Below are 13,590 nucleotides of genomic sequence, written 5' to 3' on the forward strand. Positions count from 1 at the left end.
TACTGTTACTATTATGTATAAGGAGTGGAACCTATGAATCTAAAATCCTCCTTCTTTGAGAAAACATCACGTTCAATTCGCATTTTCCATGATGAAGAATTTGCTGCTCAACAATTAAGCAAACAGCTAGGACTGTTACTTCCAACTGATCCTGCTAGACCGGTCGTGATTGTTTGTATCGGAACAGACCGCTCAACTGGAGATTCATTAGGACCATTAGTAGGTACGAAATTAAAAGAAAAAAGCCTTTCTCATTTTCATATATACGGCACATTAAAAGACCCCATTCATGCTATAAATTTAAAAGATACTTTAAAAATCATTCAGAAAGAATTTGATAATCCTTTTATCATAGGCATTGATGCTTGTTTAGGAAGGATGAAGAGCGTAGGATCTGTTTCATTAGGAATAGGGCCGGTAAAGCCTGGGGCAGGCGTCAATAAAGAGTTACCTCCTGTAGGTGATATTCATATGACTGGGATTGTAAATGTTAGCGGTTTTATGGAGTTTTTTGTACTACAAAATACAAGGCTTTATTTAGTAATGAGCATTGCGGAATTAATTGCTACTAGTATTCAATATGCTTACCAAACCAGTAGAGGACCATCTGTTTCCTTGTCATCTCATAGCTATCGATTAGAATATGAAAAATAAAAAGGTTGTCCTAATAATTAGGACAACCTTTTTATTTTTGATCAATTGAAATATGTTCTAATAACTCTAATAGACGATTTAAATCATCTTGAGTAAAGAATTCAATTTCAATCTTTCCCTTTTTTTTGTTTCTCGTAATATTTACGGGAGTACCTAGCTTTTCTCTCAACTTTGTTTCATTTTCTTTAATAAAAATATCTTTTGTTTTTTTAGCTTTTTCTTTATCTGTTTCACGTGAAACAGATTGGTTGAGCTGTGATACATAAACTTCTAATTGTCGAACATTTAAATGCTCTTTTTTTATTTTTTCAATTACTTTTGGAAGTAATGATTTGTTTTTTAATCCGGCTAATGTACGGCCGTGTCCCATTGAAATTTCGTTACTTGAAATAAGCATTTGTACTTCTTCTGGAAGCTGTAACAAGCGTAAATAATTCGCAATATGCGGTCGACTTTTTCCTAAGCGAGCTGCTAATTGCTCTTGTGTCATATCAAGTTTTTCAATAAGAAGGTGATAGGCCATTGCTTCTTCAATTGGAGTTAAGTCCTCACGCTGTAGATTCTCAAGCAGTGCTAGCTCCATCATTTGCTTTTCCGAAAAATCTTTTACAATAACAGGAACGGTTGTTAAATTCGCTTCTTTTGCTGCTCTAAATCTACGTTCTCCAGCTAGAATCTCATATCCCTTAATACTTCTTCTAGCAACAATCGGTTGTAGAATGCCATGGTGTAAAATGGACTGCCTTAACTCCTCGATTGCTTCTTGCTGGAACGTTTTACGCGGTTGATAAGGGTTTGGCCTTAGTTCGTTGATATCGATATCCTGAATCGAATCAGTAGCTTGTGTATCTAACCCTGAAAATAAGGCATTAATCCCTTTACCTAATCCTTTCGCCATTATATATCACTTCCTTCGCAAGTTCCATGTATACCGCAGCCCCTCTAGACTTTGCATCATATAAAATAACTGGTGCACCATGGCTAGGTGCTTCACTAAGACGAACATTTCTTGGAATAATCGTTTGGTAAACACGTTCTTGGAAATACTTTTTTACCTCAGCAGTAACTTGGAGTCCTAAATTTGTGCGTGCATCTAACATTGTTAATAGGACACCTTCAATTCGAAGGTGATGATTTAAATGTTTTTGTACTAATCTTACTGTGTTGAGTAGCTGACTTAGACCTTCTAACGCATAATATTCACACTGAACAGGAATCAATACTGAGTCTGCTGCTGTTAAGGCGTTTAATGTCAATAAACCTAAAGAAGGGGGGCAATCAATAATAATATAATCATATTGATCTTTCACTGTTTCTAATGCCCTTTTTAAGCGTACTTCCCTGGAAATAGTTGAAACAAGCTCAATTTCTGCACCTGCTAATTGAATTGTTGCAGGGATAATTGATAAGTTTTCAACAGCTGTTGGACAAATGACCTGCTTTGTATCCATATCTTCTACAACAACATTATAGACACAAGCATCTACATCTGCTTTTTCAATTCCTACACCGCTTGTTGCGTTTCCTTGCGGATCACCATCTACTAACAGTACTTTTTGACCATGATGCGCTAAACATGCACCTAGATTGACAGCAGTAGTCGTTTTTCCAACTCCACCTTTTTGATTAGCAACCGCCACTATTTTCCCCAAGTTGTCACCTGCTTTCATTTCCTATCCAATTATTGTTCTTACTTTCATTTAGTGCTTAGACTAATTATAAAAAAGCCTCATCGTAAACGGATGAGGATTATTTTAATCTTTATTTCTTTGGAATTTTAATCGTAAACTGATAGTACTCCTCAAATTCCTCTTCTTCTGTATTCAACTTAATTCCACTATCATTAACCATTGTTAAAGACTGACGAATTGTGTTCATAGCAATACGAGTATCTTTACTAAATGCTTTTCGTTTTGCCCGTGGCTTTTTCACCTGTGTTTCCAATAATTTAGCTACACGTTCTTCCGTTTGTTTAACATTAAGCTTACCCTCTATAATGTCATTCAAAAGCTGAAGTTGCTTTTCTTCATTTTTAAGAGGAATAAGTGCTCGTGCATGTCTTTCTGTAATTAGTTTTTGTTTAATAGCGTCTTGTACAAGAGAAGGAAGTTTTAATAATCGAAGTTTATTCGCAATCGTTGATTGGCCTTTGCCTAGTCGCTGAGCAAGCGCTTCTTGCGTAAGATTATGTAACTCTAATAATTTCGCATAGGCTAATGCCTCTTCAATCGCTGTTAACTCTTCTCTTTGTAAATTTTCAATTAATGCTACTGACGCTGTCTCAGTATCATTAAAATCTTTTATAATAGCAGGAACTCTTTCCCAACCAAGTGACTGAACTGCTCGCCAGCGACGCTCACCAGCAATTAACTCATACTCATTATCACCGACTGGTCGAACAACAATTGGTTGTATAATACCATGTGTATGAATAGTAAGTGCCAGCTCTTCTATTTTAGATTGATTAAAAACCGTACGTGGCTGATAGCGATTGGGAGTAATACTTGAAACCAAAATTTGCTTTACTTCATCTTTTAAAACTTTTTCGACATTTTCAATTTGAGGTTTTTCTGAGGCTACCGAGATAGCTTCATCTTTTTCTTTTAAATTAAAAAAACGTGAAAAAGCAGATTTCATAATCCTACACCACCTTCAGGAAAATCCCGCCTTAAAACTAATTCGATATTTGTCGTTAATATCCTTCTTTGCTCTAGGAAAATGTTAATGTAAAGAATGTTTCTTAAGAAACATTCTTTACATTAGAGTGCCTTTTATCCCACTTATTCGAGTGGTGATTTAATAGGCATTCCTGGTTTTCTTGGATATTTCTTTGGCGTTTTTGTTACTTTGTCTACTAAAACAATATAACGCTCACTTTGTTCAAATGGCAACTGGAAATGTTCAATTTTTTGCACTTTTCCACCTAACACTTTAAAAGATTTTTCACCATTTTTTAATTCATCGGGTGCAGAAGATCCCTTCATTGCAATGAATCGACCGTTTTCCTTTACAAGAGGTAGGCACAATTCATTTAAAACTGAAATACGCGCTACAGCTCTAGCTGTTACTAAGTCAAAAGATTCACGAATTCCTGCTTTTTTTCCAAACTCCTCTGCTCGATCATGATAAAGTGACACATTTTCAAGACCTAGCTCTTCCGTTAAATGTGTTAAAAATGTAATTCGTTTTTTTAACGAGTCCACAATTGTAACGTGAAGATGAGGGAAGCAGATTTTTAATGGAATACTTGGAAAACCAGCACCCGCTCCTACATCACAAACACTCTCAATAGAATGAAAATCTTGAAAGAAAGCTGCTGATACAGAATCATAGAAATGCTTTTCATACACTTCACCATGTTCTGTAATAGCTGTTAAGTTCATTTTTTCATTCCACTCAACGAGAATTTTATAGTAACGTTCAAATTGATCCAGCTGAGAGGAAGAAAGAGTAATTCCTTTCTCCTCTAGCAACTGTTGAAACTGTGAAATATTCATCGCGTTACCCTTTCTTTTACAAATAGATTAGTCGTTTGAAACTTTTGCAATTTTACCTTGTTCGATATAAACCAGAAGAATTGAAATATCTGCTGGGTTAACTCCGGAAATACGTGATGCTTGGGCTACTGTTAGAGGCCGTACTTCTTTTAATTTCTGACGCGCTTCGTTAGCTAAACCATGAATAGCATCATAATCAATTAAATCCGGAATTTTTTTGTTTTCTAATTTCTTCAAACGTTCGACTTGCTGCAATGATTTTTGGATATAACCTTCATACTTCGTTTGAATTTCAACCTGCTCAGCTACTTCTGGATGAATTTCCGTTTCTGCAGGGACAAGTTGGCTAATATGATCATATGTCATCTCTGGTCTTCTTAGCAGCTCAAGGGCACGAATACCGTCTTTTAATTCACTACCACCTGCGCTTCTAATTACGCTTTGTACGTGTTCATTCGGCTTAATGATTGCAGCATGCAGACGATTTTTTTCAGCTTCAATCTCTGCCTTTTTAGCTTGGAAAGAAGCATAGCGCTCTTCGCTAATTAGACCGATTTTATATCCAACATCCGTTAAGCGTAAATCTGCATTATCATGGCGGAGAAGTAAACGATATTCTGCGCGTGATGTTAATAAACGATAAGGTTCATTTGTACCCTTTGTTACTAAATCATCGATTAAAACCCCAATGTAAGCATCTGCTCGACCTAAAATTAGCTCTTCCTTACCTAAAGCGCGACAACCAGCATTAATACCAGCAAGCAGACCCTGACCCGCCGCTTCTTCATAACCAGATGTTCCATTAATTTGACCTGCTGTATAAAGGTTTTTCACTTGTTTTGTTTCTAATGTTGGCCATAGTTGTGTTGGTACAATAGCATCGTACTCAATCGCATAACCAGCACGCATTAACTGAGCTTTTTCTAACCCAGGAATTGTTTCAAGCATCTTACGTTGAACATGTTCTGGTAAGCTTGTTGATAAACCTTGTACATAAACTTCTTGAGTGTGGCGGCCTTCAGGCTCTAAGAAAATTTGATGGCGTGGTTTATCATTAAAGCGAACAACCTTATCTTCAATTGAAGGACAATAACGTGGACCTGTCCCTTTAATCATTCCAGAATACATCGGTGATAAGTGAAGGTTATCGTCAATAATTTGATGAGTTGTTTCACTTGTATATGTTAACCAACAAGGTAGTTGATCCATAATAAATTGTGTTGTTTCATATGAAAAAGCGCGTGGCACATCATCACCAGGCTGAATCTCCGTTTTACTGTAATCAATCGTCTGGCTGTTAACACGCGGAGGAGTACCTGTTTTAAAGCGTACCATCTCTAAACCAATCTCTTCTAAGTGTTCCGATAACTTAATAGCCGGCTGTTGATTATTAGGACCACTTGAATACTTCAGTTCCCCTAAAATAATTTCTCCACGAAGGAACGTACCCGTTGTAATAACAACTGTTTTTGCTTTATATTCCGCTCCTGTTTGTGTCACTACTCCTGTACAAACACCATCTTCAACGATTAATTTTTCAACCATCCCTTGAACAAGTGTTAGATTCTTTTCATTTTCAAGTGTTTTTTTCATTTCATGTTGATAAGCGAATTTATCTGCTTGTGCTCGTAAAGCTCGTACAGCGGGACCTTTACCTGTATTCAACATTCTCATTTGAATGTGCGTTTTATCAATATTTCGTCCCATTTCTCCACCAAGTGCATCAATCTCTCTTACTACAATTCCTTTTGCCGGACCACCTACAGATGGATTACACGGCATGAATGCAACCATATCTAAATTAATTGTTAAAGCTAATGTTTTTGCGCCCATTCTTGCAGATGCTAGTGCAGCTTCACACCCGGCATGGCCAGCTCCAACAACAATCACATCATATTGTCCACCTTCATAATGCATAAGAATAACCTCCTTTTAACAATTTTTTATTTTCCAAGACAAAATTGAGAAAATAACTGATCAATTAAACTTTCATGTACAGCATCACCAATAATTTCTCCAAGGAGCTCCCACGTTCTTGTTAAATCAATTTGAACAATATCAATTGGAATTCCGCTTTCAATACCTTCAATTGCTTCATTGATTGCGTTTTGAGCTTGTGCTAATAATGCAATATGTCTTGTGTTTGATAAATACGTTAAATCTTGTGATTCAATTGTTCCCATAAAGAACAAAGAAGAAATAGCTTCTTCTAGCTCTGAAATCCCTTGTTCTTGCAACAAGGAAGTTGTGACAACTGAACGACTTCCAGCAAGATTTTTTACTTCTTCCATATCTAACTTTTGTTCTAAGTCCGTCTTATTAACAATGACAATGTAGTCCATTCCTTTAACTGCTTCAAACAGCTTACGATCTTCAGCTGTTAATTCCTCATTGTAATTGAGAACAAGTAAGATTAAATCCGCTTCTTTTAAATATTGTCTTGAACGCTCTACTCCAATTCGCTCAACAATATCTTCTGTTTCACGAATTCCAGCTGTATCTACCAGTCGTAGAGGTACACCACGAACATTGACATATTCCTCAATTACATCGCGGGTAGTTCCAGGAATGTCCGTTACAATTGCCTTAGTGTCTTGAACTAAGCTATTCAATAGCGAAGATTTTCCAACGTTTGGACGACCTACAATCACTGTTGCTAAGCCTTCACGCAAAATTTTACCTTGCTGAGATGTTTGTAGAAGATTATCAATCTCATTTCGAACTCGAGTAGCTTTTTCAATTAATACACGATGTGTCATTTCTTCCACATCATCATATTCAGGATAATCAATATTTACTTCCACATGAGCAAGCGTTTCAAGGATTTCTTGACGTAAACGGCGGATTAAATTAGAAAGTCGACCTTCCATCTGTCCAATCGCTACATTCATCGCTTTATCTGTTTTAGCACGAATTAAATCCATAACAGCTTCCGCCTGTGATAAATCAATACGACCATTTAAAAAAGCACGTTTGGTAAACTCTCCTGGTTCTGCCAGGCGTGCACCATTTGCCAAAACAAGCTGTAACACACGATTAACTGAAACAATTCCACCATGGCAGTTAATCTCAATAATGTCTTCTCTCGTAAACGTTTTAGGGCCTTTCATAATAGAAAGCATCACCTCTTCAATCGTTTGTCCATTTTTAGGATCAACGATATGACCATAATGAATGGTATGAGAAGGTACTTCATTTAAGCTTTTATTTGAAACACTCTTAAAAATACGATCTGCAATACTTACGGCTTCTTCTCCACTTAATCTTACAATCGCAATTGCTCCTTCTCCCATTGGAGTAGAAATTGCAGCAATAGTATCAAAATCTAACATTTGAGTTTCACCTCATCCCTTTGGACTAGTTATACTATTATTAAAACGATTTTTTACTATCGTTCACATTTTTATAAAAACAAAAACATGCCTTATTAAAATTAAGGCAATCAACTAACTAGGATACCACAATTCAATCAATAAAAAAATGAATAGTAGTTATGCACAATCTCAAAATAAACAGTACGTATTATTTTAACTTATCCACATGTGAATAACAATTGCTATCTTTCGTTTTTGTTTTTTAAACATAAAAAAAGTACTAATCACTTGTGATTAGTACTTTTAAAGACTGAATGTGCAGGACGCATGAGTACACATCGCTTTGGTTCTTCTCCAACAGATAAAGTCCCTACTTTTTTATTCTTAGCAAGTGCTTGATGAATAACTTTTCGCTCATGTGCAGGCATAGTTTCCAACTGCACTGATCGATTTGTACGTAGTACTTGATGGGCCATTTTTTCTGCTAACTGAACCAGCGTTTCTTCTCTTCTCTCACGGTAATTCTCTGCATTCAAAGTAATTTTAAAATAATGTTTGCTATAACGGTTTGCTACCAGTTGTGTTAAAAGCTGGAGCGCGTTAATCGTTTGTCCACGCTTACCGATTAATAGACCAATTGAAGAGCTTGAAATATGAATTTCACATTGTCTTGAGGTTTTTTTCACTTCAATTGCTGTTTCAATTCCCATTTGCGCTGTCACATCGTTAATATATGCTACAGCTTCTTCAACAGGATCTATTATTTTCTTTACATGAACAACAAAAGGCTTCCCTTTAAAAATTCCTAAAAAACCTTTCTTACCTTGTTCAATAATGGTAATCTCTGCTTTTTCTTTTGAAATATTTAATTTTGAAAGAGCTTGATTGACCGCTTCCTCAACAGTTGGAGCTGTTACCGTTATATCTTTCATTTTTTAGCTCCTTGAGAGGCAGGAGAACTTGCTTTTAAGTCTGGTCCTTTGATGAAGTACGTCTGTACAATCATAAAGATATTTCCCACAACCCAGTATAATGATAGAGCTGCCGGAAAGTTAATTGCAAAGACTACAATCATGATTGGCATTAACCATAGAAGCATTGCCATTTGAGGATTCTGATTTGCATTTCCTGCCATCATCATTTTCTGCTGAATAAATGTTGTAATACCCGCAATGATTGGTAATGCAAAATACGGATCACGTGACCCTAAATCAAACCATAAAAAGCTGTTATTTGCAATCTCTTCCGTTCTAGTAATAGCATGGAAGATACCAATTAAAATAGGCATCTGAATTAAGATTGGAAAACAACCCGCTAAAGGGTTTACATTGTACTTTTGGAAAAGCTGCATCGTCTCTTGCTGTAACTTTTGCTGAGTTTTTGCATCTTTTGAGCTATACTTTTCCTTTAACTTTTGCATTTCAGGTTGCAAAACCTGCATTGCTTTTGTATTTTTCATTTGTTTAACCATTAAAGGTAAAATTAATAATCGAATTAGAATAGTAACAATAACGATGGCAAAACCGTAGCTACCAAGTAAATTCGCAAAGTATACAATTACCATAGAAAGCGGATAAACGACATACTCATTCCAAAAACCTTTGCTATCAGCAGTAATCGGCTGATTAATTTCCGTACATCCAGCCAAAACCGTCAAAAGAAAGGCAAGTGTAATTCCTAGTAAAACTTTCTTTCTCACCTTTGCTCCTCCTTTAATAAGTTCCAACTCCCAAAACTGAGAGCTTGTCAAACACCATTATATAAGGATATAGTAGAAAAACAACATTTATTGTGAGTTCTTTTCCTCAGTTCGTGAACTATTGAGCCTATGCTGATAAAGCTTTGCTCTTTTAAATACATGCTGTAAACTTTTTTTAACTTCTTCATATTCCATCTCTGCTGCTGGCTTTCTAGCTATCACAATATAGTCTTTATCTTGTTTGAGATATGGTGCAATTTCAAACATGACCTGACGAGCTAGTCGCTTCACTCGATTTCGAGTAACAGCGTTTCCAATTTTTTTACCGACGGAAAAACCCACACGGAAATGCTGAAGTTCTGGTTGATCTAGTACATATATAACAAATTGACGGTTCGCAAATGAATGTCCTTTTTGAAAAACCTTTTGAAACTCTTCATTTTTCTTGATCCGGTATTTTTTTTTCATTTTAACACTCCTACCCTTTTTCAGGCACGTTTCCACCATGAATTCCATAAAGGATTAGAGGCAAACTTGTCCATTAAGTGAAAAAAAGACCACTGACGTCTCAGTGGTCTATTATGCTGATAATACTTTTCTTCCTTTACGACGACGACGAGCTAAAACTTTACGTCCGTTTGCTGAGCTCATACGAGAGCGGAAACCGTGTACCTTACTACGCTTACGTCTGTTTGGTTGGTAAGTTCTTTTCATCTATAAACACCTCCTCGAGGAATAACTGAAAAAGACAGTCCTAACAATTATAATGAAAATAAGTAGAAATTGCAATGTTATTTATAAAATAATAAATGCTTTTTCTAAATCCTTCTCAACATTCTTCTTAAAATCTTCTCCATTGTAATATTGTTGCCGTCTACTTGTCCATAGAAAATCGATACTTTCCTTCTTCTTTTTTATAGACAGATCTCTATCTCTACTTAAACTACCGATCAACTCAATCTCTTCCTCATTTTTAACCCCTTAAACAGAACTACGACATTTTTCTAAGATTTTATTCATAAAAAGTCGTTTTTTGTACTGTGGATAAGTTTTTTCGACAAATTTAACAATCCACTTTGCTTATCTACAAGTGGTACACATCATCTTGTGTTGTGGAAAACTTTACTCCACAAGGTGTAGTGATTGTGGATAAGTTTCGAAAATCCGTTGCAACAACCGTTATTCTTTGATATTATATTTTTGTTTTCACTCTTAATTACTTTTCCACATATCATTGTTATCCACATATTGTGGAAAAGTTGTGGACATGTTTTCCACCCTTGTTATGAACTGTTATCCACAACATGTGGAATATGTCGAATAGTTGCTTTTCTTCTATAATATATATTTACCCACATAATAGCAATTGAATAAATATAAACTTTTTATGCATAAACGTTTTTTGTCACTTGTACAAAACTTGTACAAGTCGTTATTTTAATGGAAAAGGAGGCTGACTTCTTTGGAAAATATTCATGATTTATGGAACGGAGCATTAGCTGAAATTGAAAAGAAGTTGAGTAAACCAAGTTTTGAAACATGGTTAAAATCAACAAAAGCTCACGCTCTACAAGGTGATACACTTATTATCACAGCGCCCAATGACTTTGCCAGAGATTGGCTAGAGTCTAGGTATTCTAACTTAATTGCTGAAACATTGTACGATTTGACCGGGGAAGAACTAGATGTAAAATTTATTATCCCTTTAAATCAATCTGAAGAAGAGTTTGATTTAACTCCTCCTAAAAAGAATGTAAGCAAAGAAGATGGACACGAATTCCCACAAAGTATGCTTAATTCCAAATACACGTTTGATACTTTTGTTATTGGTTCTGGTAACCGCTTTGCTCATGCTGCTTCCTTAGCAGTTGCAGAAGCACCAGCCAAAGCTTACAATCCACTTTTTATTTATGGGGGAGTAGGGCTTGGAAAAACCCACCTCATGCACGCAATAGGTCACTATGTGCTTGATCATAATCCAGATGCAAAAGTTGTATACCTATCTTCTGAGAAATTCACCAATGAATTTATTAACTCAATTCGTGACAACAAAGCGGTGGAGTTTCGTAATAAGTATAGAAATGTCGACGTTTTACTTATAGATGATATTCAATTTTTAGCTGGTAAAGAACAAACTCAAGAAGAATTTTTCCATACGTTTAATACGTTACATGAAGAAAGTAAACAAATTGTTATTTCAAGCGATAGACCACCAAAAGAGATACCAACTTTAGAAGATCGTCTTCGCTCTAGGTTTGAATGGGGTTTGATTACAGACATTACGCCACCAGATCTTGAAACGAGGATTGCTATTTTACGTAAAAAAGCAAAAGCTGATGGGTTAGTAATTCCTAATGAAGTAATGCTTTATATTGCTAATCAAATCGACTCAAACATCCGTGAATTAGAGGGTGCTTTAATCCGTGTAGTAGCATACTCCTCATTAATTAATAAAGATATCAATGCAGACTTGGCTGCTGAAGCTTTAAAAGATATTATTCCGAGTTCAAAGCCAAAAATTATTACCATTCAAGATATCCAACAAATAGTCGGACAGCAGTTTAATGTAAAGCTTGAAGACTTCAAAGCCAAGAAACGCACAAAATCTGTAGCATTTCCAAGACAGATTGCAATGTATCTATCTCGTGAGCTCACAGACTTCTCATTACCAAAGATTGGCGAAGAATTTGGGGGAAGAGACCACACCACGGTTATCCATGCTCATGAAAAGATTTCAAAGTTGGTTCAAACTGATTCACAGCTCCAAAAACATATTAAAGAAATCAGTGACTCTTTAAAGATCTAATTTTTTCTCTTGTTTTTTGTGTATAAGTGAGATAGGATTGTACACAGTCTGTCCACAGGTGGATAGGCTGTGTACTGGCGTTTTAAGGGGTTATCCACATTTCCACACGCCCTATTACTACTACTACTTTTTTTTATAATAAATTAATAAGCTGTTTAAACCGACTTTTAAAATAAAAAGGAGGAAGGATTTCATGAAATGTAAAATTCAAAAAGACTACCTAGTTCAAAGTGTTCAAGATGTAATGAAGGCTGTTTCATCTCGGACAACGATCCCTATTTTGACAGGAATTAAAATTGTTACAACAGAAGAAGGAGTGACTCTTACTGGAAGCGATTCTGATATCTCCATTGAATCATTTATCCCAAAAGAAGAAGATGGAAAAGAAATTGTAGAAATAGAGAAGACAGGAAGTGTCGTTTTACCTGCTCGTTTCTTCAGTGAAATCGTAAAGAAATTGCCAAAAGAAGTTGTAGAGCTAGATGTTCAAAATTTGTTTTTAACAATTATTCGTTCTGGAAAAGCAGAGTTTAATTTAAATGGTTTAGATGCTGAAGAGTATCCACATCTACCACAAATCGAAGAAAATAACGTATTTAGAATTCCTACAGATTTACTTAAAAACATGATTCGACAAACTGTCTTTGCTGTGTCCACCTCAGAAACACGCCCTATCTTGACAGGTGTAAACTGGAAAGTGGAAGGCAAAGCACTAACGTGTATTGCAACAGATAGCCACCGTTTAGCCTTGCGTAAAGCAAATATTCAATCTGAACATGATGTTTCTTACAATGTTGTTATTCCAGGAAAAAGTTTAAATGAATTTAGTAAAATTCTAGATGATTCCAATGAACTGGTTGATATTGTTATGACTGAAAATCAAGTTTTATTTAAAACGAAACATCTTCTGTTCTTCTCACGTCTACTAGATGGGAATTACCCAGATACTTCTCGTCTTATCCCAGCTGACAGTAAGACAGACGTTGTTTTAAACGTTAAAGAGTTTCTTCAGTCTATTGATCGTGCTTCGCTTTTAGCGAGAGAAGGACGTAATAACGTAGTAAAACTATCAACTTTACCAGACGGGATTATTGAAATCTCATCAAATTCTCCAGAAATCGGTAAAGTTATTGAAGAAGTTCAAAGTGAATCAATTGTGGGAGAAGATTTAAAGATTTCGTTTAGTGCAAAGTATATGCTTGATGCATTAAAAGCCCTTGAAGGTACAGATATTAAAATTAACTTTACCGGAGCAATGCGTCCATTTGTTATTCGAACATTAGAGAATGACTCAATGCTACAGCTAATTCTGCCGGTTAGAACATATTGATGTTGAAAGAGGCTGGGACAAAAGGTCTCTATAATCGAAAAAAGGTGAAGTCGCCGGTGCGACTTCGCCTTTTTTCAATTATTTTAAAGATATAAAGGCAAGATCTCACCCCCTTGCCACATATTTTCGTATATTCACGGCCATTAGTGCGAGGCCGGTTTCGTTTTCGACTTTGGATTTCCCACGAACAGAAAATCGTGTGAAACCTAAATTAGCCTTCAAGAATCCAAAAACTGGCTCCACGTCCATTTTACGTTGACGATAAATTTTAGCCGTTTCTTCTTCCGAAA

14 protein-coding genes are annotated in these 13,590 nt (G+C 35.8%); 3 read left to right on the plus strand and 11 right to left on the minus strand.

Annotated features, from left to right (window positions below; translation table 11 throughout):
* The first annotated feature begins 33 nt into the window (after positions 1 to 33).
* A complete protein-coding gene (gene yyaC, locus AS180_RS10355) occupies positions 34 to 654 on the plus strand; it encodes a spore protease YyaC (RefSeq protein ID WP_025907880.1) in 621 nt (206 codons plus the stop codon).
* 31 nt (positions 655 to 685) lie between these two features.
* Here yyaC and AS180_RS10360 read toward each other — a convergent pair whose 3' ends face one another.
* The 10 genes from AS180_RS10360 to rpmH form a co-directional block, all read right to left on the minus strand.
* Positions 686 to 1,552, minus strand: coding sequence for a ParB/RepB/Spo0J family partition protein (locus AS180_RS10360; protein ID WP_025907879.1), 867 nt, complete (start codon positions 1,550 to 1,552; stop codon positions 686 to 688).
* Positions 1,533 to 2,306, minus strand: coding sequence for a ParA family protein (locus tag AS180_RS10365; protein WP_025907878.1), 774 nt, complete (start codon positions 2,304 to 2,306; stop codon positions 1,533 to 1,535). The genes AS180_RS10360 and AS180_RS10365 overlap by 20 nt, the downstream gene beginning before the upstream one ends.
* 109 nt (positions 2,307 to 2,415) lie before the next feature.
* Complete coding sequence (gene noc, locus AS180_RS10370; protein WP_025907877.1) at positions 2,416 to 3,291, minus strand: nucleoid occlusion protein; 876 nt, start codon at positions 3,289 to 3,291, stop codon at positions 2,416 to 2,418.
* A gap of 143 nt (positions 3,292 to 3,434) precedes the next feature.
* Positions 3,435 to 4,151 (minus strand): 16S rRNA (guanine(527)-N(7))-methyltransferase RsmG, encoded by a 717-nt coding sequence (gene rsmG / locus AS180_RS10375; RefSeq protein WP_062686784.1) that lies wholly within the window; start codon positions 4,149 to 4,151, stop codon positions 3,435 to 3,437.
* A gap of 27 nt (positions 4,152 to 4,178) precedes the next feature.
* Positions 4,179 to 6,068 carry a tRNA uridine-5-carboxymethylaminomethyl(34) synthesis enzyme MnmG gene (gene mnmG / locus AS180_RS10380; RefSeq protein ID WP_025907875.1) on the minus strand — a complete coding sequence of 630 codons (1,890 nt, stop codon included), beginning with the start codon at positions 6,066 to 6,068 and terminating at the stop codon, positions 4,179 to 4,181.
* A 26-nt stretch (positions 6,069 to 6,094) separates the two neighbouring features.
* A complete protein-coding gene (gene mnmE, locus AS180_RS10385; RefSeq protein ID WP_062686785.1) occupies positions 6,095 to 7,483 on the minus strand; it encodes a tRNA uridine-5-carboxymethylaminomethyl(34) synthesis GTPase MnmE in 1,389 nt (462 codons plus the stop codon).
* 266 nt (positions 7,484 to 7,749) lie between these two features.
* Positions 7,750 to 8,397 (minus strand): RNA-binding cell elongation regulator Jag/EloR, encoded by a 648-nt coding sequence (gene jag, locus AS180_RS10390; protein ID WP_062686786.1) that lies wholly within the window; start codon positions 8,395 to 8,397, stop codon positions 7,750 to 7,752.
* On the minus strand, positions 8,394 to 9,164 hold the full coding sequence (spoIIIJ, locus tag AS180_RS10395) for a YidC family membrane integrase SpoIIIJ (protein WP_062686787.1): 771 nt from the start codon (positions 9,162 to 9,164) through the stop codon (positions 8,394 to 8,396). The genes jag and spoIIIJ overlap by 4 nt, the downstream gene beginning before the upstream one ends.
* 87 nt (positions 9,165 to 9,251) lie before the next feature.
* Positions 9,252 to 9,632: a ribonuclease P protein component gene (gene rnpA, locus AS180_RS10400; protein ID WP_025907871.1), complete on the minus strand. Its 381-nt coding sequence runs from the start codon at positions 9,630 to 9,632 to the stop codon at positions 9,252 to 9,254.
* Between the two features lie 111 nt (positions 9,633 to 9,743).
* The gene (gene rpmH / locus AS180_RS10405) at positions 9,744 to 9,878 is read right to left on the minus strand and encodes a 50S ribosomal protein L34 (RefSeq protein ID WP_025907870.1); all 135 of its coding nucleotides are present in this window, start codon (positions 9,876 to 9,878) and stop codon (positions 9,744 to 9,746) included.
* 748 nt (positions 9,879 to 10,626) lie between these two features.
* Here rpmH and dnaA point away from each other — a divergent pair.
* Positions 10,627 to 11,970 (plus strand): chromosomal replication initiator protein DnaA, encoded by a 1,344-nt coding sequence (dnaA, locus tag AS180_RS10410; protein WP_025907869.1) that lies wholly within the window; start codon positions 10,627 to 10,629, stop codon positions 11,968 to 11,970.
* A gap of 193 nt (positions 11,971 to 12,163) precedes the next feature.
* Positions 12,164 to 13,300, plus strand: a complete 1,137-nt coding sequence (dnaN, locus tag AS180_RS10415; RefSeq protein ID WP_062686788.1) for a DNA polymerase III subunit beta — start codon at positions 12,164 to 12,166, stop codon at positions 13,298 to 13,300.
* 105 nt (positions 13,301 to 13,405) lie between these two features.
* Here the strand turns inward: dnaN and AS180_RS10420 are convergent.
* The coding region (locus AS180_RS10420) for a transposase (RefSeq protein ID WP_139109167.1) at positions 13,406 to 13,590 on the minus strand (185 nt) is incomplete at its 5' end.

Source organism: Priestia veravalensis (assembly GCF_001457055.1).
Lineage (GTDB): Bacteria > Bacillota > Bacilli > Bacillales > Bacillaceae_H > Priestia > Priestia flexa.